The organism is Winogradskyella psychrotolerans, from assembly GCF_018860545.1.
Taxonomy (GTDB): Bacteria; Bacteroidota; Bacteroidia; order Flavobacteriales; family Flavobacteriaceae; genus Winogradskyella; species Winogradskyella psychrotolerans_A.
Genome location: NZ_JAHKPN010000038.1, coordinates 22,977 through 45,556, shown reverse-complemented (window position 1 = coordinate 45,556; position 22,580 = coordinate 22,977). Strand labels below are relative to the sequence as shown.

Annotated in this window: 23 protein-coding genes; 15 read left to right on the top strand and 8 right to left on the bottom strand. The window is 32.7% G+C overall.

The window, feature by feature from the left end:
- Window position 1: 1 nt before the first annotated feature.
- A complete protein-coding gene (locus KO515_RS12490; RefSeq protein WP_215936678.1) occupies window positions 2-661 on the bottom strand; it encodes a hypothetical protein in 660 nt (219 codons plus the stop codon).
- 110 nt (window positions 662-771) lie between these two features.
- Here KO515_RS12490 and truA point away from each other — a divergent pair, with 110 nt between their 5' ends.
- The gene (truA, locus tag KO515_RS12485; protein ID WP_215936677.1) at window positions 772-1,557 is read left to right on the top strand and encodes a tRNA pseudouridine(38-40) synthase TruA; all 786 of its coding nucleotides are present in this window, start codon (window positions 772-774) and stop codon (window positions 1,555-1,557) included.
- A gap of 61 nt (window positions 1,558-1,618) precedes the next feature.
- Here truA and KO515_RS12480 read toward each other — a convergent pair whose 3' ends face one another.
- Together KO515_RS12480 and KO515_RS12475 are read right to left on the bottom strand one after the other, a co-directional pair.
- A complete protein-coding gene (locus tag KO515_RS12480; protein WP_215936676.1) occupies window positions 1,619-2,044 on the bottom strand; it encodes a hypothetical protein in 426 nt (141 codons plus the stop codon).
- 405 nt (window positions 2,045-2,449) lie between these two features.
- A complete protein-coding gene (locus KO515_RS12475) occupies window positions 2,450-2,671 on the bottom strand; it encodes a hypothetical protein (protein WP_179375806.1) in 222 nt (73 codons plus the stop codon).
- Window positions 2,672-2,970: 299 nt separating this feature from the next.
- Between KO515_RS12475 and KO515_RS12470 the strand changes: the two genes are divergently transcribed.
- The 3 genes from KO515_RS12470 to KO515_RS12460 all read left to right on the top strand — a co-directional run bounded on the left by KO515_RS12470 (window position 2,971) and on the right by KO515_RS12460 (window position 4,937).
- Window positions 2,971-3,873: a mechanosensitive ion channel family protein gene (locus KO515_RS12470; protein ID WP_215936675.1), complete on the top strand. Its 903-nt coding sequence runs from the start codon at window positions 2,971-2,973 to the stop codon at window positions 3,871-3,873.
- Between the two features lie 115 nt (window positions 3,874-3,988).
- A complete protein-coding gene (locus KO515_RS12465; RefSeq protein ID WP_215936674.1) occupies window positions 3,989-4,153 on the top strand; it encodes a hypothetical protein in 165 nt (54 codons plus the stop codon).
- A gap of 106 nt (window positions 4,154-4,259) precedes the next feature.
- Window positions 4,260-4,937, top strand: coding sequence for a DUF2461 domain-containing protein (locus KO515_RS12460; RefSeq protein WP_215936673.1), 678 nt, complete (start codon window positions 4,260-4,262; stop codon window positions 4,935-4,937).
- Window positions 4,938-4,983: 46 nt separating this feature from the next.
- Here the strand turns inward: KO515_RS12460 and KO515_RS12455 are convergent, their stop codons facing one another.
- The gene (locus tag KO515_RS12455; protein WP_215936672.1) at window positions 4,984-5,391 is read right to left on the bottom strand and encodes a glyoxalase; all 408 of its coding nucleotides are present in this window, start codon (window positions 5,389-5,391) and stop codon (window positions 4,984-4,986) included.
- 194 nt (window positions 5,392-5,585) lie between these two features.
- Here KO515_RS12455 and KO515_RS12450 point away from each other — a divergent pair, with 194 nt between their 5' ends.
- Entirely contained in the window at window positions 5,586-5,978 is a 393-nt protein-coding gene (locus KO515_RS12450; RefSeq protein WP_178985294.1) for an acyl-CoA thioesterase, read from the top strand.
- Here KO515_RS12450 and KO515_RS12445 read toward each other — a convergent pair.
- The gene (locus tag KO515_RS12445) at window positions 5,975-7,213 is read right to left on the bottom strand and encodes a mechanosensitive ion channel family protein (protein ID WP_215936671.1); all 1,239 of its coding nucleotides are present in this window, start codon (window positions 7,211-7,213) and stop codon (window positions 5,975-5,977) included. The genes KO515_RS12450 and KO515_RS12445 overlap by 4 nt on opposite strands.
- Entirely contained in the window at window positions 7,206-7,502 is a 297-nt protein-coding gene (locus tag KO515_RS12440) for a DUF3817 domain-containing protein (RefSeq protein WP_215936670.1), read from the bottom strand. Before KO515_RS12440 ends, KO515_RS12445 begins: the two co-directional genes overlap by 8 nt.
- 136 nt (window positions 7,503-7,638) lie before the next feature.
- On the opposite strand from KO515_RS12440, the gene KO515_RS12435 reads away from it, so the two are divergent.
- The 6 genes from KO515_RS12435 (at window position 7,639) to KO515_RS12410 (ending at window position 13,531) form a co-directional block, all read left to right on the top strand.
- Complete coding sequence (locus KO515_RS12435) at window positions 7,639-10,107, top strand: zinc-dependent metalloprotease (RefSeq protein ID WP_215936669.1); 2,469 nt, start codon at window positions 7,639-7,641, stop codon at window positions 10,105-10,107.
- A gap of 12 nt (window positions 10,108-10,119) precedes the next feature.
- Window positions 10,120-10,581: a DUF4251 domain-containing protein gene (locus tag KO515_RS12430; RefSeq protein WP_215936668.1), complete on the top strand. Its 462-nt coding sequence runs from the start codon at window positions 10,120-10,122 to the stop codon at window positions 10,579-10,581.
- A gap of 335 nt (window positions 10,582-10,916) precedes the next feature.
- Window positions 10,917-11,375: a cold-shock protein gene (locus tag KO515_RS18835; protein WP_252723863.1), complete on the top strand. Its 459-nt coding sequence runs from the start codon at window positions 10,917-10,919 to the stop codon at window positions 11,373-11,375.
- A 163-nt stretch (window positions 11,376-11,538) separates the two neighbouring features.
- A complete protein-coding gene (locus KO515_RS12420) occupies window positions 11,539-12,114 on the top strand; it encodes a fasciclin domain-containing protein (protein ID WP_215936667.1) in 576 nt (191 codons plus the stop codon).
- A 131-nt stretch (window positions 12,115-12,245) separates the two neighbouring features.
- Window positions 12,246-12,716: a GyrI-like domain-containing protein gene (locus tag KO515_RS12415; protein ID WP_215936666.1), complete on the top strand. Its 471-nt coding sequence runs from the start codon at window positions 12,246-12,248 to the stop codon at window positions 12,714-12,716.
- Window positions 12,713-13,531, top strand: a complete 819-nt coding sequence (locus KO515_RS12410) for a hypothetical protein (RefSeq protein ID WP_215936665.1) — start codon at window positions 12,713-12,715, stop codon at window positions 13,529-13,531. The genes KO515_RS12415 and KO515_RS12410 overlap by 4 nt, the downstream gene beginning before the upstream one ends.
- Before the next feature lie 33 nt (window positions 13,532-13,564).
- On the opposite strand, the gene KO515_RS12405 is transcribed toward KO515_RS12410, so the two are convergent.
- Entirely contained in the window at window positions 13,565-15,811 is a 2,247-nt protein-coding gene (locus KO515_RS12405) for a type IA DNA topoisomerase (protein ID WP_215936664.1), read from the bottom strand.
- Between the two features lie 237 nt (window positions 15,812-16,048).
- Complete coding sequence (locus KO515_RS12400) at window positions 16,049-16,972, bottom strand: peptidoglycan DD-metalloendopeptidase family protein (protein ID WP_215936663.1); 924 nt, start codon at window positions 16,970-16,972, stop codon at window positions 16,049-16,051.
- A 336-nt stretch (window positions 16,973-17,308) separates the two neighbouring features.
- Between KO515_RS12400 and KO515_RS12395 the strand changes: the two genes are divergently transcribed.
- The 4 genes from KO515_RS12395 (at window position 17,309) to KO515_RS12380 (ending at window position 22,307) form a co-directional block, all read left to right on the top strand.
- Window positions 17,309-18,862, top strand: coding sequence for a DEAD/DEAH box helicase (locus KO515_RS12395; protein ID WP_215936662.1), 1,554 nt, complete (start codon window positions 17,309-17,311; stop codon window positions 18,860-18,862).
- 79 nt (window positions 18,863-18,941) lie between these two features.
- Complete coding sequence (locus KO515_RS12390) at window positions 18,942-19,391, top strand: KTSC domain-containing protein (RefSeq protein WP_215936661.1); 450 nt, start codon at window positions 18,942-18,944, stop codon at window positions 19,389-19,391.
- Between the two features lie 30 nt (window positions 19,392-19,421).
- On the top strand, window positions 19,422-20,972 hold the full coding sequence (locus KO515_RS12385; protein WP_215936660.1) for an SDR family NAD(P)-dependent oxidoreductase: 1,551 nt from the start codon (window positions 19,422-19,424) through the stop codon (window positions 20,970-20,972).
- Between the two features lie 216 nt (window positions 20,973-21,188).
- A complete protein-coding gene (locus KO515_RS12380; protein WP_215936659.1) occupies window positions 21,189-22,307 on the top strand; it encodes a DEAD/DEAH box helicase in 1,119 nt (372 codons plus the stop codon).
- Window positions 22,308-22,580 lie beyond the last annotated feature (273 nt).

The window sequence follows — 22,580 nt, the reverse complement described above, 5'->3', positions numbered from 1 at the left end:
TTTATTCTTTTAAGCTTTTCATTAAATAATGATAACCATAGTAACGACAAGAGCTATTATTGGCACTTACAAACTCATTACTAGTTGAATTTAAAAATAAATAATTTTCAGTAGTAGTACAATAATAGTCGCTTAAGTCTAGGTTGTAAACTTCAAATTCAAACTCACGTAAACGTCTAACTTGATTGGCATTCAGTTTTTTATTATTGTGATAATTTGTGTTGATGTAATATTCGGACTCTTTTTTATATAATTCTAATTTTGTACTATAAGATAAGAAACAGCCAGAGCTATTTGTGTAAAGATTAAGTATTTCATTTTCTTTTAATGCATCGACAAGTAAACAACACTTGGTGTCTTTAATTAAAGAATAATCTAATGAATCTGGATAAAAAACGACTTTAGTATTTTTACTGTTTATTGTAAATTCAATGTTGTTTTCTTGTCTGTAAAATGTAGAATACACCAATTTGTATGGTCCAAAAGGTAGTTTAAAATTAGAATCTATGAGGCGCTTATAATTATAAATTTCAGAGTCGTCAATGGATTCTATAATATAACTTCGATTGAGGTTGAACTCTTCAGGTTTATACTTGATGTATAACTCTTCAATTTCAATTTGACCTTTTTTAATTTTAACCTTTTCTTTTTCGCAATTCAATAGGCTAAAGAAAATGAATAATACAATTAAATGACACCTCATAAGATTATAATAAACATAAATATAAGCATTGCTTTTGGATTCGTCAATAAAATGACGTTCTTGCCATTATGTTTGATAAACGCTACTATTATCTCATAAAAATACAATATTTAGGTTATCGTTTTCATGGTTGGCAAAAGCAACCCGATGTTAAAACGGTACACTTAATGATTGACCGTACATTGAAGTATATTTTTCAAGATACACGGTTTAAAACGCTAGGAGCAGGAAGAACGGATGCTATGGTCTCTGCTAATGAAGCGGCTTTAGAGTTGTTTATCTACAATGAGCCGATTGAAGATTTTGAGGCCTTTTTAGCGCTTTTCAATCACAATTTACCTCAAGATATAAGAGCATTATCAATACAAGAAGTGGATAAAACTTTTAATATTATTCAAGATTCTAAGTTAAAAGAATACCATTATGTGTTTTCCGAAGGTCAAAAAAACCATCCGTTTTGTGCACCAATTCTAACCACTATTCTTGAGCCACTTGATGTTGATGTGATGAAGCAAGGCGCTAAGTTATTTGAAGGGCATCATAATTTTAAAACCTATTGCTATCGTGCTACAGATAAAGGGGAATATGTAAGAACGATTGAATCCTCAGAAATTGTAGATAATGACATTTATACAGCCAATTTTTTTCCTGAACAATCTTATGTTTTTAAAGTTGTTGGAAAAGGGTTTATGAGAAACCAAATCCGATTAATGTTTGGCTGTTTAATAAAATTAGGAAGAGGTGACATCACTTTAAATTATATAGAAGACACCTTAAAAATGGAAAGCACAGAAGTGATGGATTATATAGCGCCTGCTTCGGGTTTAATACTACATTCGGTAGATTTTGAATAAAAAAAAGTACAAGCTAGATTTGACTTGTACTTTCATTTGAGTGTAAATTGATTTCGATGTACTACCTAATCCAGCCTTTGGAAATAGACTTCTTAGCGTACCAGATTAAAAAAACACACACTACAATTATTAATATGGGCATTATTAGTGACGCAGTCGTCATTTCAACATATAGAAATAAATAGATATGTTGGACAATAGCACCTATTGCAGAAATAAAGAATAGGGTATAGGCCCATTTTCTTCGTATTAATAAGGCAATACATCCTAAAGCACCACAAAAAACAGCTAAAGCAAAGGCTGCAGTATACCATGCAGGGTAATCTACTAAAAATTCTGCTTGTTGCTCTACTGGTAATTGTGCAATAATGTCGTCTGTCATAAAAGCTCTACCAATGTAAGCCATAACGCCTGCGCCATTCCAAAATAATGCTAATACACTGATAATCCAAAAGCTAATAGGTGGTTTGTTTCTAAAAGTTGTCATAATAAAGTTTATTTAGTTAGTTAAAAATTGGCATTAGAGTATGCCTTATTGATCTACAATGTATAAAAAAATTAAGAATTATTGATTATTGTAAAAAATAAAATATATGATGTGAGTCTCAGTTGTTAAAGTAAATAGATCGTTTCTAGTTTTTTTGAATAACAAAAAAGGTATTAGCGTTTTGAGCTAATACCTTTTATAATTGATTTGTCATACTTTCTTATCTTGAACTTATAACGGATCGTTATTTAAATTCAAAACTCTAAGTATTCTTAAATAAGGAGATTGACTTTCCATTAAAATACATAAAACGAAACACAAATACTGTTAGAATATTTTTCAATGAAAAATGAATAGTAAGGTGTTAATTTTAAATGAAATTAACGAAATAACAAACTCTATTATTTAATCAGCTACATGTAATTTTGGTTCTTTGTCTACAAATTTTCCATTGACAGATTCACCTAAAATGATAACTTCTTTTGAGCGTTCGTACATTTTTATAGCACGATGCATCTGTAATTTGGTTCCACTGTATAATTTTACACCTGATTTTGAGCCTTTGTTTCTAATCTCAATATAGAAACCATCCTTTAGTGCTGTTGGTCTTGTTGCTGGTCTACCCATAAATATATTGTCTGTTTTTAAAAGTAGTGCATAATAGGGAAAATTATAAGAACTCACAAGTTTATTCTAAAACAATTATTAAGACAATTCGCTTTTATGTTAAAACAATTTTAGTCGGAGAGTTTTGATACAAAAAGGTTCTGAATATTTCTGTGATATGGACGCTTAATTTAGGTAACTTAAACTTTAGTTTTTTACGTTTTTAGCTCTAATTTAATAGAGTTAACACTCTTCGGATAAGAGCAAATAATACAGCGTTGCGCTTACGATATTTGTAATTCAAAATATATAACGATACAATGAAAGAACAATTTAATACCGCTTTAGGAAATTTAATGGACAAACTAATTGGTTGGTTCAACACCATAATAGAAAGTATACCGAATTTAATACTTGCCATTCTCGTAATGGTAGCAGCTTATTTTTCTGCGAAATATATAAGCCGATTAGTTGTTAAAATAGCGAATAAAAGAATTGAACAAGACTCTATTAAGAGTGCGATTTCACGTGTAACTGCTGTTGTCGTTGTTTCTTTAGGATTATTTGTAGCACTCGGTGTTTTAAATTTAGGTAAAGCCTTAACCTCATTGCTTGCAGGTGCTGGAGTTGTTGGTTTAGCAATTGGTTTAGCTTTGCAAGGAACATTAGCAAATACGTTTGCAGGTCTTATTTTGTCTTTTAGGAAAAAAATACAAATTGGACATTGGGTTGAAACGACAGGATTTTCAGGTGAGGTTATGGATATAAACCTTAAAGATTTCACTTTAAAAGAGGCCGATAATAATATCGTAATTATTCCAAATAAAACGATTTTAGATAATCCATTAAAAAATTACTCTTTAACTACCAAAATGAGAATTTTTCTTGAGTGTGGTGTAGGGTATGAGTCTGATTTAGAAAAAGTTCAACAATTAACAAAAGAGGTGATAGCTAATAATTTTGAGCAGGTAAATTCTGCTGAAGATGTTGAATTTTATTATACTGAATTTGGAGATAGTTCAATTAATTATCTATGTCGTTTTTGGATTGATGCAGAAAGTATGCTCGAAAAACTAAGGGCAAAGACAAAGGCAATTATTGAAATTAAAAAGGCTTATGATAAAGAAGGTATAAACATTCCATTCCCAATAAGAACATTACAGTTTGACAATAAACTCGATGTGAATGCCCCAAATTCAAATACACCCGTTAACAACAATTAGAATAGGATTTAAAGCGTAGAATCAATTGAGTTAAAAGACGATTGGTTAGAGCAAATCAAACCCAATTATCATACCGATATTTGTAATAACATTAACCCGTAAAACCAAAAAAACAATGAAAAAATTTAGTTATTTATTTATAGCCTTATTTAGTTTAAGTTTAATGACAACTAGTTGTAGAGAACAGAAAGATACAGGTGATAAGATTGAAGACGCCATTGACGATACAGGAGATGCAATTGAAGATGCAGCCGATGATGTTGAAGATGCCGTTGACTAATTTTTGAACACATTCTAAATATATATGTAAAAAGCTATCATTCCGATAGCTTTTTATATATTTATAAAGTCAACAAGCTCAATTGTAACTCCCTTTTTAATCAAGCATGATACATTCAATCCCAGAAGAACTATTTACATTTTTTAAAAAATTAGAAAAAAATAATAATCGCGATTGGTTCAATGACCATAAACCAGAATTTAAAACCATAGAGGCAAAAACTAAATCGGCTTATAATTACTTAGGTGAATTGATGAGCACTCACGATCAGATTGAGAAAATTAAAATTTTCAGAATCTATAGAGATGTACGGTTTTCTAAAAATAAATTGCCTTATAAAACGCATTTTGGTGGGTCGTTCGTGAGAAAAAAACCAGAACTTCGAGGTGGTTATTATGTACATATTCAACCCAACGATGAATCTTTCATTGCAACCGGATTTTGGGACCCAAATAAAGAGGATTTATTACGTATAAGAAAGGAGTTTGAAATGGATGCTAGTGAAATGCGCGCTATTTTAGACGACAAAACTTTTAAAACAATTTGGGGGAATTTTACAGGGGATGAATTAAAAACCGCACCAAAGGGTTTTGATAAAGAACATCCATCAATAGATTTGATTCGAAGAAAGCAATTTATTTTCGTGAAAAAATATACTGATAAAGACGTCTTGTCTGACAATTTTATAGAGGACGTTAACCAATCCTTTAAAGAAGTAAGACCATTTTTTGATTATATGAGTGATGTTCTTACGACTAATTTAAATGGTGAGTCCGTTCTTTAAAAATTGAGAATGGTCTTAATGAGATATCCCAAATAAACTACAGTTTTTATTGCGATTTTGGTGACGAAAAAAGCTGGACACTTTGAATGAGGCGCTCTTTTACAATATTCATCATTCGTTTGTTTAAAGCAGACGAGTTTTGAATATAGCGTTCGTATTCTTCAACTGTAAACTGACCTATCACCATGCCTTTCAAAGAATTTCTGAATTTAATATCCTTCTGTATCGCATTTGAAATGTAGTTTAATTGTTGATCTAAATTCAAATCGAAAAAAACATTTTTGTGTTTTACAATATAATTATTAAAAACAGCAATAAGTAAATCGTGCTGTAACTTAATAATTGGTCGTAAGGTTTTGTTCTGAAATGCTTCATCTGCACTAGTACCTTTATGAATTTTAGCAGATAAAATTTCGGGTCTAATGGAAAGTAGGTTATTAAATCGAGTCGTCATAATATTATGATTAAGGATTAATTTGGAATTAAAATTAAGTAAATAGGTCGCTCGTCATGATTTAGTGACATTATCTTGTTAACGGTCTTATTAACATTCGGTATAAGAACATTCATAAATCGAATGCCGTTTTCAATAGATAATAATCAGTTAGTCGTATCTTTATATCATCAAAAAAACATAAAAACTATATAATGAGATTTCATACAAGAAAATGGGTAAAACCCGAAGATTTAAATCCTAATGGAACATTGTTTGGTGGTCAACTTTTGGCTTGGATAGACGAAGAAGTAGCACTCTATACTGTTATACAGCTCGAAAATTCAAAGATAGTCACCAAATACATGTCTGAAATAAATTTTATGGCATCAGCAAAACAAGGAGATATTGTAGAGATAGGTATTTTAGTAAAAAAATTCGGGAAATCCTCAATAGCTTTAAAATGTGAAGCCAGAAATAAAATGACTAGAGAAACGATACTCTCAGTAGAAAACATCGTTATGGTTAATTTAGGTCCAGACGGAAAACCACAACCTCATGGTAAAACAGAAGTAGAGTTTGTTAAAGACAGATTAAAGGATTACTAATCTTTATTGCCTAAAGCTAATTCGTAGATTTCTAAATCAAAATATTTTACGGAAGCTAAAACGTGATCGAAGATATCTCCCAAGATGTATTCATAATTTTTCCAACGTTGGTCACTACTAAACGCATAAATTTCCATCGGAATTCCTTGTGCAGTTGGTTCTAACTGACGTACCATTAAAGTCATATCTTTATTTATGGCAGAATGGTTTTCAATATAGGTTTGAAGGTATTTTCGAAACACTCCAAAATTGGTAAGGTTGCGTCCGTTAATTAAAATGGACTTGTCAATATGATGTTGACTATTAAAAGTCTTAATTTCAGTAGAGCGCGTTTTTAAGTATTCTGATACTAGGTGTATTTTACTCAAGCGCTCAATATCTTCATCAGTTAAAAAATTGATCGTAGAGGTTTTAACAATAACAGACCGTTTTATGCGACGTCCACCAGAATCCATCATGCCTCTCCAGTTCTTAAACGAATCGGAAATTAAAGCATACGTAGGAATTGTGGTAATCGTTTTATCCCAATTCTGAACTTTTACAGTCGCCAAGTTAATTTCAATCACATCGCCATCGGCACCATACTTTTCAAAGGTGATCCAGTCACCAATCCTAACCATATCATTAATAGATACCTGAATACTAGCAACAAAACCTAAGATGGTATCTTTAAATATTAAAATAATAACGGCTGAAGCGGCACCTAATGTCGTAGCGAATTTAAGGAATGAAACCCCTGTAATAATTGCTAAAATTGAAAAAAGACCGAGCAGCCAAGCAAAGATCATAAAGACTTGTACGTAGCTATCAACCGGTTTATCTTTATACCTGTCTAGAGTTTTTAGGTAATCTTTTATAGACCTTAAAAAACTTCTTATAATTTGAAGAGTAAGGACAATAGTAATAACTTCTAATGTTTTTTCTATAATATTTTGAGCAATTTCAAAATCAACAAAAACTTCAGGTACAAATTCAATGAGAATTAAAAGAGGTATAATATGAGCAATGTTTCTCGGAAGTTTATTGGTAACTAGTATGTTGTCGAAATCCGTTTTGGTGCGTTTGGCAACACTTGCAGAAAACCTCCAAAGAAAACGTTTAGTAATATAATCTACTATAAATGCAATAATAATTAAAGCCAAGAGAAGCCCAAGCATGTTTAAATACATTGCTGTGTTCTCAGATAAGCCTTCTTCTTTTAGAAAATTGTATAACGTATGTCTGATGTTAAGCACGACGAGATTTTGTTAAGTATTTTTTATCAATATAAAAAGTGCCGAAAGGAATAATCGATGCCAATAACACAATCCATAAGGTACGTGTTGGCCATTTCATATCTGCGCTAATTAATACAGCAATTACAACATAAGCCATAAATAAAATACCATGTGGCATCCCTAATAATTTTACATATTGAGGATCTTCATAAAGGTATTTAATTGGGGTGGCGATAAACAGTAATAAGATATACGAAACCCCTTCTAACAACGCTACAATCCTAAAAACTGGTAATAATTTTGGCATAACATTAAATTTTGTGCAAAAGTACTTTAGAATACGCGAATAAGAGCAGACTTTAACAGCTTTTAAGAAATTACCTTAAAACTAAAATTCTATTATTTATATTTAGCGGTATTTTTAATTAAATAGTGTGTCATCCATGAGAAAAATTCTAGTACTTGCCGTTTGTTCATTCATCTTATTATCGTGCGCCACTGCACAATCAAGTGCTAAGAAAAAAGGAGATCAACAAACAGCACAAGTAAAACCACAGGCTTCTAAAAAAACGAATAGTAAAATTAAAGATTACGATAAGGTAATTACTAAAGATGCCATTTCTGATAGTGGGTTGTTTGATGTACATTTAGTAGGGGATACGTATTATTTTGAAATTCCTATGGAATATCTTAATACTGATATGTTATTGGTGAGTCGGTTTTCTAAATTACCTTCAAATTTAGGTGGTGGTTATGTTAATGCTGGGACAAAAACCAATACGCGAATGATTAACTGGGAGCGTTTCAAAAATAAAATTCTCATCAAAGAAAAATCGTCAAGTGCTGTAGCTGCGGATAGTTTGCCAATCAATGTGTCTGTAAAATCTAATAATTACGAACCTACTTTATATGCTTTTGATATAGCAGCGTTTTCAAAAGATTCCTCTTCGGTAGTCATCGATGTTACTAGTTTTTATGGTTCGGATGTCAAAGCGATTAGTGGTTTATCGTCTAGATTGCGTTCAACCTATAAAGTGAAAAATTTAGACAAATCGAGAAGTTTTATCAATTCCGTTAAAAGCTTTCCTGAGAATATCGAAGTGATTCAAGATTTTACCTACAATGCGTCTAGTCCTCCAGTAAACACTGGTGATGAAACTATTAGTGTTCAGATGAATCAATCGATGATTTTACTGCCAAAAACACCAATGCAACCGCGTTTATCTGATGAGCGCGTTGGTTGGTTCACGTTGAGTAAATATGATTATAGTAGTGAAGCATTAAAATCGGATAGAAAAACCTATTTACGACGTTGGAAATTAATACCAAAAGATATTGAAGCCTACAATCGTGGTGAACTTGTAGAACCTATAAAACCCATCGTATATTATTTAGATCCTGCCACACCAATGAAGTTTCGATCGTATATGAAAGAAGGTATTGAACTTTGGCAAAAAGCATTTGAAGTTGCAGGTTTTAAAAACGCAATTATCGCAAAAGACCCTCCAAGTAAAGAAGAAGACCCAGATTTTAGTCCGGAAGATATCCGATATTCTGTAGTGAGGTATGTGGCAAGTACAACACGGAATGCCACGGGTCCAAGTGTTTCGGATCCTAGAAGTGGTGAAATTATTGAAAGCGATATTATATGGTACCATAACCATTTGCGCTCGTATCGTAATCGCTATTTGTTAGAAACAGGAGCTGCAAATCCTTTGGCGAGAACTTTAAACACACCAGATGAAGAGATTGGTGAAATGATGAAAATGGTCATTGCTCACGAAGTTGGCCACACCTTAGGCTTACCGCATAACATGAGTGCAAGTTATGCTTATGATGTAGAAAGTTATAGAGATGGTGACTTTACTCAAAAATATGGGATTGCTGCAACCATTATGGATTATGCACGTTACAATTATATTGCGCAACCAGGCGATGAGAATATTAGATTTATTAGACAATTAGGACCTTATGACGAATATGCTATAAATTATGGCTACAGATATATTGACGAAGCAAAATCGGCAGATGATGAGAAAGAAACGCTAAATAGTTGGATCATAGAAAAAGCCGGAGATCCTATTTATAAATTTGGAGGTCGTGGAAATTACGATCCTACAGCCCAAACTGAAGATATAGGGAATAATAGTATGAAAGCAAGTACTTATGGATTAAAAAACTTAAAAATAGTAGCTAAAAATTTACCAAGTTGGACAAGCGATCAAACTGATAATTATGAAGACTTAGAAGAACTTTATGGAGAATTACTCAGCGTTTGGAGTCGTTATATCGGTCATGTGGTTACTCATATTGGTGGAGTAGTGGAAGAGACTAAAAACCCATCTCAAGAAGGTGTGAATTTTAATCCAGTAGCTAAAGCCGAACAAAAATTAGCTTTAAGTTGGTTGCAAGAAAATGCGTTTGAAACACCAAATTGGTTAATAGATAAATCGATACTTCAAAATATTAATTACGCTGGCTACACGGATAAAATTAGAAGTTTACAAGCGCGCCATTTAAATAATCTATTGAGTTTTGAACGATTAGGGCGACTGATAGATCATAATGCGCTAGATTCAAAAAATTATTCAGCCTTAGAAGTATTGACCGATTTGAGAGCCGGAATTTGGTCAGAGGCAACATTAGGTACCAATGTTTCAATTTATAGACGTAATTTGCAGCGTGTTTATTTAGATGCGATGTTTAAATTAATGACGGAAGAATTAGATCCAAAGCGTAGTCGTCAATATTTTAATGTCAATCAATCTGATGTGAGAGCTTTGGTTAGAGGTGAATTAAACAAGGTTAAGCTAATCCTTACAACAGCATTGAGAACAAATGTTAACACAGAAACAACGTATCATTATAAAGATGCAATGGAACGAATAAATACTATTTTAGACCCAAAATAAGAATTAGTAATTATGAAAAAAATAATTTTATTAGCCCTACTTTTTAGTTTTTCTGCTTCAACTTTAGTGATTGCACAAACTAAAACAAGTCAAGAAGAAATGTTTGCTGCAACTTACCACAGTTCAAAAATAGCAGTAAATTCTCAACACTATCAATTTGTAGCAAACGTTATACATAATAGTCAAGAACGCGAAATTCTAGATGGTGCCATAAACGAAATACGTATTAATAAGTTGGATGTAGAAGGTCAATTACATGGCTTTTCAAAAGACAAGGTCGTTAATACCCTAAAAGATAGTAATTCTAAGATTGAAACGGAGTTTAATGATGACAACCAAGAAATTACAATTACAATAGAAACTAAAGTGTATGCTATAAATATTGTCGTAAAACCAAACGGCAATGCGTTTTTAACCTTAACAGGAAATGGTAGTTCTAAATTATTGTATACAGGTAAATTAGTACAACGATAAACGAATTAGCTTAACTTGAATTGGAGTGATTTAATTGTGATATAGCGATGGAAACTGTAATTCAGTTAACCCTAGATTGTACATAAAGTGAGTATAATTGACCTGAAATTTAAGTAAAGTGGACTTTTAGTTATTGATTATAGGCTATAAAATTTAATATTTGGTATAGATATTGTATCTTTGTCACCGGTTCATTGAAGATATACTACTCAAATAACATTATCCTTAAAGTTATTGTACTAGATTTTAATACTATTCATTGTTAAGTTGATTAACTTGTTTGCATTATAGATATTTTCAAAAGCACACACACATATTAATTTTTAAAACTACGAATGGCTAAATCACAACAGACTTTTAGTAAAAGTGAAAAAGAAAAAAAACGATTAAAGAAACGAGAAGATAAGCGTAAGAAAATGGAAGCGCGTAAACTCGAAAGAGAAGAAAATGGATCAGATGGTATCCCAATTGCTTATGTAGATCACAATGGTAATTTAACAGATACTCCACCAGATCCAGCAATGAAGGTGAAGGTAAAGGCTGAGAATATTGTTCTTGGTATACCTACAAAAGAAGAATCAGACGAAGAACCGTTTGACCCAATTAGAAATGGGAAAGTTTCGTTTTATGATAATTCAAAAGGTTTTGGATTTATTATAGATACGGAAACTAATGAAAAGCATTTTACACATGTCAGTGGTATTATTGACGAGATTGCAGAAAATGACAAAGTAACTTTCGAGTTAGAGAAAGGACAACGCGGAATGAATGCAGTGCGAGTAAAGCAAGCATAACCGTTATAATAAAATAATAAAGCCATTATCTTTGATAGTGGCTTTTTTTTGTGCCTTATTTTTCCTTCAATAGTCTATCTTTTTTCAAAATTATTAAGTTTTATAAAACCGCTCTTCCAAAAACTTCGTAGGTAGAGAAACAAACATATTAAAACTTAAAACGATGAAAACGAAAACATTTATTTCAACATTAACATGCGCTGTAGCCTTATTATTCGGAACAACTTTAGGGGCTCAAGCTAAAATGAAACAAGAAACGAAGATGGTTGGAGGTGCTGAAATGTATGCTTCAAAAGATATTATTAGTAATGCCGTAAACTCTAAAGATCATACAACTTTAGTTGCAGCAGTAAAAGCAGCAGACTTAGTAGAAACGTTACAAGGTGATGGACCTTTTACAGTATTTGCTCCAACTAATGCCGCATTTGATAAGTTACCAGAAGGAACTGTTGCGATGTTATTAAAACCTGAAAACAAAGGAAAATTACAATCGGTATTAACTTATCATGTAATTGCTGGTGATTTTAGTGGAAAAGCTATTATGAAAGCCATTAAAAAAGGTGGTGGACAAGCAAGCTTTAAAACAGTAAATGGTGCTATGATCACAGCGATGATGGACGGAAAATCATTAGTGTTAAAGGATGCTTCAGGTCATATGTCTGTGGTGACTATAGCAGATGTTAACCAGTCTAATGGTGTTATCCATGTCATTGATACTGTAGTGTTGCCTAAAATGTAAAACATAGTTTTTTGGTTGGATAAAGAATTAGTATAAGATTATTGGTTGGTGTTCATACTAATTCTTTTAAGCACAAGTTTAAACGCTTGTGCTTTTTTTATATATTCACGTTTAAAACGTTTAGTAATTCTATGAATCCTAAAATAAAAACCTGTTCTGAAATAAAAGTAATCGGATTGTCTTCCAAAATTAAAATGAACGAACAGCATAAAATCGTTGCGCTTTGGAAACGATTTATGCCAAGAAAACATGAAATTGAAAACTTAGCTTCTAAAGATTTAATTGCTATGCAAATTTATTCTGATTTCAATAATTTTGAAACGCCTTTTGATATTTGGGCCTGTGCAGAAGTTTTAAATGGTCATAATCTTCCAGATACAATGTCAACGTTTACGATTCCTCAAGGAGATTATGCCATATTTAATCATAAAGGCATGGATGCAGGTGCAACTTATCAGAAAATAATGACGGAATGGTTACCAACATCTGGCTATGATATTGACGCTAGGCCACATTTTCAAGTGATGGGAGAAAAGTATAAAAATGGTAGTCCAGATTCTGAAGAGGATTTTTTTGTGCCCATAAAAGATAGATTCAATTGAAATTATATCAAATAATTATATTGCTGACATTGGTTCTGTGTTTATCTTGTAATGGAGGTAAAGTAGAAGAAACAAATACTTCTTTAAATCATGAATTGGAAAACATAAAAGGGGTAGCTTTTTTGAAGGGAAGTTCGTTACCAACCAAATATACACCTAAAGGAAATTTTATTCATGTTAGACCTCCTGATTCTGGAATATGGCAATATATGATTCTTAAAAAATCGAATAGAAAAATAGAGTATAAACTGTTTTTTCCTGATGATGACGATAAGCGAACACTATTATATGATAATTTAGCTCTAGGCGAATATCACATAGAATATATTTCAGAATTGAGGGATACTATCAAAGAAAAATTAGTTTTAAGACATAATATTGAATTGAAATTTCCGGAAAAGTTAAATGAGGTTTATGATGAAGTAAATATTCAGGATTTAGAAATAGAAAATTTAACACAAAAAGATACTTTAGAGTTATTGTATCAGGAATATGGCTGTTTTGGTGGCTCAGAAACCCTTATAGAATTTATTTTTAATAGTGAAGATGAAATTATTCTTAGGAAAATGGATATGAGCCTTGATTCAAGTGGAAAGCTTGAAAATAAATGGATTTACTTGGAAAGTGATAATTTAAAATATGATCTAAATAATTTTGTTCAAAAGGCTAAAAATCTAAAAACATCGAATTTAGATTTATGTACTTCTAGTATGTTTTATATATTTAGGACAAAAAACACAAAACTTATTTCAATTATTGAAGATGAATCCTGTCAACTAATGAACGAAATTAATAAAATTATATATCCTAAATAAATTTAGAAAATAGTTAATTCATGGTTTGCACTATCAAAATCCAACCCTAAAATCACAACCACTCTTATAATTACTGCAGCCAAAAGCTGTTTTGCCTTTTAGTATTTTTCCTGTTTTACACTTAGGGCAAGTATCACCTGCATTAATCGTTTGTTTTTTAGCTGTTTGCTTAGGTTCAAATTTTAATTTAAAATCAGCGTCAAATCGTAATAACCCTTCTTGGGTACTGTTTTCAACTTTAAACCCTTTTAAATTTACTGTAGAGCCTTTAGTCAATAAGCGAATGTATTGCTTTTCAGATATTTTCTTATTTCCAAAACTAAAAGGTAAGGTAAAATCACAAGATTTGCCATAAAGGTTACAGCCATAGGCCGATTTTCCTTTGAGTAGAGCGCCTGCTTTACATTTAGGACAAGCGCTTCCTACCAAAGCTGAGGACTTTGATTTCGATTTTGTTTTCGCTTTCGATGTTCCAACGGGTTTATTATTTACAGCCGAAATTCTTGTTTGTACCTTTTCGCTTCGCACTTCATAAACTAAGGCATCAACCATACGTTTCATGCCTCTTATAAATGCACTCGCACTATAATCTCCTTTTTCAATATCTTTTAATTGCTTTTCCCATGAACCCGTTAATTCTGCCGATTTTAAAAGTTCATTCTGAATCGTATCAATTAATTGAATACCTGTTATGGTTGGCAAAATTTGCTTCTTGTTACGTTTAATGTATTTTCTCCTAAAAAGCGTTTCAATAATATTAGCACGTGTAGACGGGCGACCAATACCGTTTTCTTTCATTAAATCTCTGAGCTCATCGTCTTCAACTTGCTTTCCAGCCGTTTCCATAGCACGCAGGAGCGAAGCTTCTGTAAATTGATTTGGTGGTTTGGTTTGCTTTTCTAAAAACGACGGCTCATGTGGTCCTTTTTCTCCTTTTACAAAAGTAGGCAACAAGGCATCTTTGCTTTTTGATTGACTGAGTGCAGTGGAAGGCTCTTTTTTCTCAAAAACAACACGCCAGCCTTTCGATAAAATTTCTTTTCCGGTAGTCTTAAAATTAACATCAGCAGCTTTTCCAATTACTGTTGTATTCGATACTTTACAATCGTCATAAAATACAGCTATAAAACGTTTGACGATAATATCATAGACCTGTTGCTCATTATATTGCAAATGCGTTTGCATTCCTGTGGGAATAATGGCGTGGTGATCGGTTACTTTTTTATCGTTAAAAACACGAGAAGACTTCTTTATCTTTTTATCTAATAAAGGTTCTGTAAGGTTTTTAAAATCAGTTAGTTTAGATAATATGCCTTTTACTTTTGGGTAGACATCATTTGGTAAAAATGTAGTATCTACTCTTGGGTAGGTGACTGCTTTCTTTTCATATAATTTCTGTGCGATTTTAAGCGTATCGTCTGCAGAGAATCCAAATTTAGTATTGCAATAAACCTGTAATCCTGTTAAGTCAAATAGCTTTGGCGCGTATTCGGTGCCTTTCTTTTTAGTGATAGAAACGATTTCAAATTCGTGCTCTTTTACTTTTTTTGCTAAAATTTCCCCGTCTTCCATTTTGAGAAAACGTCCTTCTTCATAACTAAAAAGTGTATCTCTATACAGGGTTTGTAATTCCCAATAGGGTTGTGGTACAAAATTTTCAATTTCTTTGAAACGATTTACAAGCATGGCAAGCGTAGGTGTTTGCACACGCCCAACAGATAATACCTGCTTGTACCCACCATGCTTTACAGTATAAAGTCGAGTAGCATTAATTCCCAAAAGCCAATCACCAATAGAACGCGAAAAACCAGCATAATATAAATTGTCGTAATTCTCAGAAGGTTTCAAGTTATTAAAGCCTTCTTTTATGGCTTCAGTCGTTAATGATGATATCCAAAGACGCTGAACCTTACCTTTATAATTCGCTTTATTAATAACCCAACGTTGAATCAATTCACCCTCTTGGCCAGCATCACCACAATTAATAACAACATCTGCTTTGTCAAATAAACGTTTTACAATATTGAATTGCTTCTTAATGCCATCATTATTAGCCACCTTCACTTCAAACTTTTCGGGTAGCATAGGTAAGTTGTTTAAGTCCCAACTTTTCCAATACGGCTTATAGTCAACAGGTTCAAATAAGGTACAGAGATGACCAAACGTATAGGTTACCGCATAGCCATTGCCTTCATAGTAACCATCATGTTTAGTGGTCGCTCCTAAAACAGAGGCAATTTCTCTAGCAACACTTGGTTTTTCGGCAATACAGACTTTCAATTTGGCTTAATTTTTTAGAAGGTGCAAAGTACAGAATTTTCAAAATATTAAACGAAAAATATAGCAATAGATTATCAAAATTTCATTCGAATTTTGAATTGAAAACAGAACAAATAAGCCGATATAATTTCAAAATGACGATACTTCGTTTTTTCAGAATAGGCAGTGTCAACTTTTGAATCTAATTACTCTGTTGTTATGCTTAGAACTAACAGTGCAGCGGTCTTTTATGTTATGTTAAAGTTCTAAAACTAATTTTTGACCAATTTTCAAAGGAGATGATTGTTTAATGGCATTGGTTTTACAAAGTCGAGATATCGACATATTGTTACGTCTAGAAATATCATATAGTGTATCTCCTTTTTTTACAATATACATTTTAGGTTGTGCAGCTAAACTTGCTAAGGCTTCGTCTGCTGATTTTATAACCGTTACCTTACTCACACGTCTTGAATTATGATACCGAGCGTGTGTCCATTTTTGCGTTACCCAAACTTGTTCAGACCTGATCGCGTTTTTGGAAGAAAAGTCAAACAAATATTCCGGATGAATCTGTTCTCCTTTGTAACTAATTTCTAAATGAAGATGACTCCCTCTAGAATTTCCCGTATTGCCACCTTTACCTAAATATTGACCTCTAGCTAAGGTATCATTAGCCTTAACTCCGATATGCGATAAGTGAGCGTACGTAGACTCTAAACCGTTGTAATGGCGCACAACCACAGTGTTTCCAAAACCATTAGCATATCTTGCAAAACGCACAATACCATCTAGTATAGCGACAACAGAATCACCTGTTACTAAATCAATATCAATGCCTTTATGGCCTCGGCCATTGCGCCAACCATAATGAGATGTTATTACCTTTTTGTGAGATACTGGAGACGCATAAGTGCTGTCTGTAAAATTTAACTCTAAAGGAAATAGTTGCACCGTATTAATATAGGGATTATGTACTGTGGTATCCCAATGATCTGCTTTAATATCAATAGCTACAGCTTTTTTTGTTAGTAGTGGAATTTCAACAGTTTCAATAAACGTCCCTGTTTTAGTTGTATAGCTTTGCAATTCAATTTTTAAAGAATTAGAGATTGAATCGTTTTGAGTGTATGCCAATAATGTACCACATAGAAAGGCAATACTTAATAAAATGTATTTCATAGAGGGAAATAAGTAATCTAATAAGGTTTTGAAACGTAAATATATAATAATTATTGTTCCGTTTGCTTGGTACACTTCAAGTGAAGGATAGGAATTTAGTTTTAAAAATTTTTAAATGAATTAGAACTACTTGTAAATGAGCTAATTTAAAGACTATAATTCTCTTAATTTTGAACCATTGCAAAAGTGATTTTTTTGCATGATTAATAGCATTCAGAACGTTTAGTTTGGCGTTTTGGTTAGGTTGGAAAAAGCATCAATTTACTTGATGCTTTTTTTGTGTGCCAAAGTGTTGTAAATTTGCAACTTCTAAAAAGATAATCAGAAATTAAATTTATGTCTCAAACAAATCAAGCTGTTCAAGAAAAGAAAACCGATAAAGAATTATATGACTACCAACAAGGTGCTATAAGTCAGATTTTCGAAAAGTTTGACAGTGAACGCGAGGATTATCACTTATTATACCAGTTGCCAACGGGTGGTGGAAAAACAGTAATCTTTTCTGAAATGGTGCGTCAATACCTGAAAAATCATAAAAAGAAGGTATTAATCATGACCCATAGAGTGGAACTTTGTAACCAAACGTCTAAAATGTTAGATGGTTTTGGTGTGACCAATAAAGTGGTGAATAGTAAGGCGAATTTAGATGATCAAGCAGACTATTCGTGTTTCGTGGCTATGGTTGAAACCTTAAACAACCGACTGAATGATGAAAAATTAGATATTTCAGATGTTGGTTTGGTTATTATTGATGAAGCGCATTATAATTCATTTACGAAGCTATTTAAGTTTTTTGAAAAATCATTTATTCTTGGAGTAACCGCGACACCTTTAAGTTCTAATAAAGAGTTACCAATGAAGGATAACTACGATGAACTTATTACTGGTGAGACTATTGAGAATCTTATAGAAAATGAGTTTTTGGCGAGAGCAGAAACCTATGCTTATGATATGGGTTTAACCTCGCTTGAAGTCGGATCGAATGGAGATTATACAGTTAAATCTTCGGAAGATTTATACTCAAGTCCAGCCATGTTGCAAAAGCTGATTGATGCGTATAAAAAGCATTCACTAGGGAAGAAGACCCTAATCTTTAATAATGGTATTAATACGTCTATTAATGTGTACTATGCTTTTAAAGAAGCAGATTTGCCTATAATGCACTTAGATAATACCGCGACGAAAAAGCAACGTAAGCAAATTTTGCAATGGTTCCATGAGACACCAAATGCAATTTTAACCTCTGTAAGTATCTTAACTACAGGTTTTGATGAACCAACCATTGATACCATTATATTAAACAGAGCAACAAAATCATTGACCTTATACTATCAAATGATTGGTCGTGGGTCTCGTATTTTGAATAATAAATCCAAATTTACTACTATTGATTTAGGAAATAATTTATATCGATTCGGTCCTTGGGGAGCAGATTTAGACTGGCAATTAATCTTTAAATCACCAAATTGGTATGCAGATCGTATTAAAGATGATGAAGCGATTGAATCTAACTTTAAGCATGATTTATCTGATGAAGTAAAAGAAGAGTTTTCAAAATCTGAAGACACGTATTTTGATATTAAGCAGACGTACAAAGATGCGGTGGATAGTGGCGAATCTTCAAAGGTGGTGTTAGAGCGCTCAATAGAACATCACGCTAAAATTTGTATAGAAAATAGTGAAGACGTTTATGATGCTTTGGCTTTAGCAAAATTATTGAAAGAAGACATTAATCAACGTATTGAAACCTATGCGAAATGTATCAGTAGAAGTACTTATAATTTCTTAAAATGGTTGAAAGATGATTATCAAAAGAAATTAAATTCATACTTAAGAACGAATTTCGATGAGAAATTTGAAGAAATACACGGATTTCCTCCTGAAGATTAAAGGTTTGTAATTAAAAGAATTAAATAGATTTTGTATTATAAAATAGCGTAGTTTCGCGCCTTATTTTAAAACACTAAAAATGAAACGTATTAATCAATACAAAAAGTTATTCTCTATCGAAGATTCTATAGATTTAAAGACTTTAAAAAAATCGTATAGAAATTTAGTAAAAGAATGGCATCCGGATAAATTTCAAGATGGTGACGCAGGACAAGAGGAAGCTGAGTTAAAAAGTGTAGAGATCATTGATGGTTATCATTTTTTAGTGAGTATCGCTCCTGAAACTAAAGCTGCAAATCTTGAAGAATATACCGATACAATTACAAATTCTACGATTTTAGACTTTCAACATAAAGGACAACTTTTAGAAATTACCTTTTTAGATGGTGCGACTTATGAGTATTTTGGAGTGCCAAAAGGTGTTTTTATCAAATTTTTAAATTCTGATAAGCAAATGCGTTTTGCAAGACGAAGTATTTTTAATACCTATTTGTACAGAAAATCTAAGAAAGAAACTCAAGACGCTTAAAATAGGGTAGACGTCGTATTTAAATTAGTTATGAGCAACGATAATTCAAATAAAACTGAAGACATTTCAATCCATGAGATTGAAAACTGTATTTCTATATTAGAACGACTAGTTGCTGATACAGACCAAATATTCGAAATTCCGAAACCGTTACGAACGTCTTTAATAAAAGCATCAGGACAGTTATCACGTCCGAGTCGTGAGGAATTTTCGCGTCGTAAAAAAGATGCTAAAAAAGCAGCAAAGCGCAAACAAGCGGCTAGAGATAAAAACGCTCGAAAAGAAACTGGTATACGAAGTGCACGAGAAGCTCATATTTTCGTTGCCCCAAAATTATTACCAGAAGCCGACTTAAAAGCTAAAGAACAACTAGAATTAGAATCACCACGAAATTGCTACGTTTGTAAAACACTATTTACCAAATTGCATCATTTTTATGATACCATGTGCGAAGCGTGTGGCGATTTTAATTATGCAAAACGTTTTCAAACGGCAGACGTAAAAGGTCAAGTGGCTGTGATTACGGGTTCACGATTAAAAATTGGGTACCATATTACTTTAATGTTATTACGTGGAGGTGCGACGGTGATTGCAACTACGCGTTTTCCTGTAGATTCGGCCTTACGTTTTTCTCAAGAAGAAGATTTTACAGAATGGGGACATCGTCTTAAAATTCATGGGTTGGATTTAAGACATATTCCGAGTGTAGAAATCTTCTGTAATTTCATAGAACAACGCTACGAAAAGCTTGATATTCTTATTAATAATGCGGCTCAAACCGTACGACGACCAGCAGGATTCTACAGTCATTTAATGCCAAACGAAGAACGCCCAATAGAAGAGTTGCCTAAGTTTGCACGCGATTTATTAAACGATCACTCAGAATGTTTGGTCGAGTTAAAAGAATTAACCTCTGGAGCGTCACCTAATAAAAATATGCCAGTCACATGGCATGGTCCGGAACCAGGTATAGGTTTGAGAGCTTCGGCTAAATTATCTCAGATTCCTTATAGTTTTGATAATACCTTGGTGTCTCAAGAAGTTTTTCCTGAGGGAGAATTAGATGCTGACTTACAACAAGTGGATTTAAGAAAAACCAACAGTTGGAGATTAAAACTAGGCGAAATTGAAACTACAGAAATGATTGAAGTACAATTGGTAAATTCTGTAGCTCCTTTTGTATTGTGTAATCGTTTGTCTGAAGTGATGAAAAAGCATCCAACAGGTCAAAAACATATTATTAATGTGTCTGCGATGGAAGGGAAGTTCCACTCCTTTTTTAAAGAAGATCGTCATCCGCATACCAACATGGCAAAAGCAGCTTTAAATATGTTAACGCATACGGCTGCTGGCAGTTTAGCCAAAGAAGGTATATATATGAATGCTGTTGATACAGGTTGGGTAACTGATGAAGATCCAGCAGAATTAGCAAAACGCAAACAAGACTTACACGATTTTCAGCCACCTTTAGATATCGTCGATGGTGCTGCGCGTGTTATGGATCCATTATTTGATGGAATTAATACGGGTAAACATTGGTCTGGTAAATTTTTGAAGGATTACCGACCTATTAGTTGGTAGTTCAAGAAAAAAACGGAACCAACATTTATAACTTATATCGGAAATAAAAACGTCAGTTCGAGTGATTTTGAAGGATGAAAAATCGTATCGAGAACATATACTTATTAATCATTCTTATTCTCTATACAAATTTCACTCGTTGTCAATCGTAAAATTTACTCGAATTGATGAATTTCATTGAAAGAACAAATTACCTTTGCAAAATAATAAAACACTATGGCATCATTTTCAGAATTAGGAATACATAAGAATTACATCAAAGGGTTAAAAGAACTCAACATTGTAAATCCAACGGAAATACAAGAAAAAGTGATTCCCATTTTATTAGACTCTAAAACCGATGTAATAGGTTTAGCGCAAACAGGAACTGGTAAAACAGCAGCGTTTGGTTTACCTGTTTTACATGCTATTGATACCAATAATTCTGATGTACAAGCCTTAATTATAGCTCCAACACGTGAGCTCGTTCAGCAAATACAAAAGCAACTCTTTCGATTCACTAAGTATATTGATCAGAAAATTTTCTCTGAAGGGGTTTATGGAGGTGAAAAAATAGATAGACAAATTAAGAATCTTACGAGAACGACACATATTGTCGTGGCAACTCCAGGACGTTTATTAGATTTGGTAGAGCGTGGAGCCGTAGATATTTCAAACGTAAAAATCTTAGTTTTAGATGAAGCGGATGAAATGCTAAGTATGGGTTTCAAAGAAGACTTAACCAAGATCTTACAATACAATACTAAGAAAAGAAACACCTGGTTGTTTTCTGCAACAATGCCAGACGAAATTAAAAACATTGTTAAAAACTACATGGCTAAAGATGCGATTCGTGTAGAGGTGAACAAAAATGCTTTGGTCAACGAAAACATTTCACATCACTTTATTCATACCTCTATTAAAGACAAAGTGAATTTGATTACCCGAATCCTAGACAGTCGTCAAGATGAAAGAGGTATCATTTTCTGTAAAACAAAGGCTGGTACACAGGCTTTGGCGCATCAATTACAAAAAGAAGGTTTTGCTGTCGGCGCTTTAGAAGGTGATATGCAACAAAAAGAACGTGATAAAGTAATGCGTGCTTTTAAGAATGAAAGCTTACAAGTTTTAATTTCTACAGATGTTTCTGCACGGGGTATTGATGTTAATAATTTGGCTTTTATACTACACCATCAATTACCAGAACACTTAGAGTATTATACCCATAGAAGTGGAAGAACAGCAAGAGCTGGTAAAACAGGGCAGTCTATTGCATTAATCATCCCTGGGGAGATACAAAAGGTGCTGGATCTTCAGAAGGCTTTAGGGATAAGCTTTAAAGAAATTTCTCTTTAACACTATTATTAAATAGTTGTGATTCTGTTCTATAGTGGATTCCTGCCTTCGTAGGAATGACAATCTGCAGTATTTTCTAGAATTTTGTATCGAGGAGCATGTGTTTACACGAGGTTTTCTATATAATTTTCATGCTTTAAGATTATTCAATTTGACGTTTTGAATATAAAGCGTTTTCAATATGGCATTATACTCTGATAAATGGATAAAAATATCCTTGAGTTAGCCAAATTCTTCAAACATCGTCGTACCACATTTTCATTAATTAGTATT

What these genes read in the sequence shown, in the direction of transcription:
- KO515_RS12465 (WP_215936674.1), top strand. Translation starts at nt 3,989, where the DNA reads ATGAAAAAATTTAGTTATTTATTTATAGCCTTATTTAGTTTAAGTTTA.
- KO515_RS12415 (WP_215936666.1), top strand. Translation starts at nt 12,246, where the DNA reads ATGAATCCTAAAATAAAAACCTGTTCTGAAATAAAAGTAATCGGATTG.
- KO515_RS12455 (WP_215936672.1), bottom strand. Translation starts at nt 5,391, where the DNA reads ATGACGACTCGATTTAATAACCTACTTTCCATTAGACCCGAAATTTTA.
- KO515_RS12400 (WP_215936663.1), bottom strand. Translation starts at nt 16,972, where the DNA reads ATGAAATACATTTTATTAAGTATTGCCTTTCTATGTGGTACATTATTG.
- KO515_RS18835 (WP_252723863.1), top strand. Translation starts at nt 10,917, where the DNA reads ATGGCTAAATCACAACAGACTTTTAGTAAAAGTGAAAAAGAAAAAAAA.
- KO515_RS12380 (WP_215936659.1), top strand. Translation starts at nt 21,189, where the DNA reads ATGGCATCATTTTCAGAATTAGGAATACATAAGAATTACATCAAAGGG.
- truA (WP_215936677.1), top strand. Translation starts at nt 772, where the DNA reads ATGTTTGATAAACGCTACTATTATCTCATAAAAATACAATATTTAGGT.
- KO515_RS12430 (WP_215936668.1), top strand. Translation starts at nt 10,120, where the DNA reads ATGAAAAAAATAATTTTATTAGCCCTACTTTTTAGTTTTTCTGCTTCA.
- KO515_RS12480 (WP_215936676.1), bottom strand. Translation starts at nt 2,044, where the DNA reads ATGACAACTTTTAGAAACAAACCACCTATTAGCTTTTGGATTATCAGT.
- KO515_RS12460 (WP_215936673.1), top strand. Translation starts at nt 4,260, where the DNA reads ATGATACATTCAATCCCAGAAGAACTATTTACATTTTTTAAAAAATTA.
- KO515_RS12390 (WP_215936661.1), top strand. Translation starts at nt 18,942, where the DNA reads ATGAAACGTATTAATCAATACAAAAAGTTATTCTCTATCGAAGATTCT.
- KO515_RS12395 (WP_215936662.1), top strand. Translation starts at nt 17,309, where the DNA reads ATGTCTCAAACAAATCAAGCTGTTCAAGAAAAGAAAACCGATAAAGAA.
- KO515_RS12385 (WP_215936660.1), top strand. Translation starts at nt 19,422, where the DNA reads ATGAGCAACGATAATTCAAATAAAACTGAAGACATTTCAATCCATGAG.
- KO515_RS12420 (WP_215936667.1), top strand. Translation starts at nt 11,539, where the DNA reads ATGAAAACGAAAACATTTATTTCAACATTAACATGCGCTGTAGCCTTA.
- KO515_RS12470 (WP_215936675.1), top strand. Translation starts at nt 2,971, where the DNA reads ATGAAAGAACAATTTAATACCGCTTTAGGAAATTTAATGGACAAACTA.
- KO515_RS12435 (WP_215936669.1), top strand. Translation starts at nt 7,639, where the DNA reads ATGAGAAAAATTCTAGTACTTGCCGTTTGTTCATTCATCTTATTATCG.
- KO515_RS12475 (WP_179375806.1), bottom strand. Translation starts at nt 2,671, where the DNA reads ATGGGTAGACCAGCAACAAGACCAACAGCACTAAAGGATGGTTTCTAT.
- KO515_RS12440 (WP_215936670.1), bottom strand. Translation starts at nt 7,502, where the DNA reads ATGCCAAAATTATTACCAGTTTTTAGGATTGTAGCGTTGTTAGAAGGG.
- KO515_RS12450 (WP_178985294.1), top strand. Translation starts at nt 5,586, where the DNA reads ATGAGATTTCATACAAGAAAATGGGTAAAACCCGAAGATTTAAATCCT.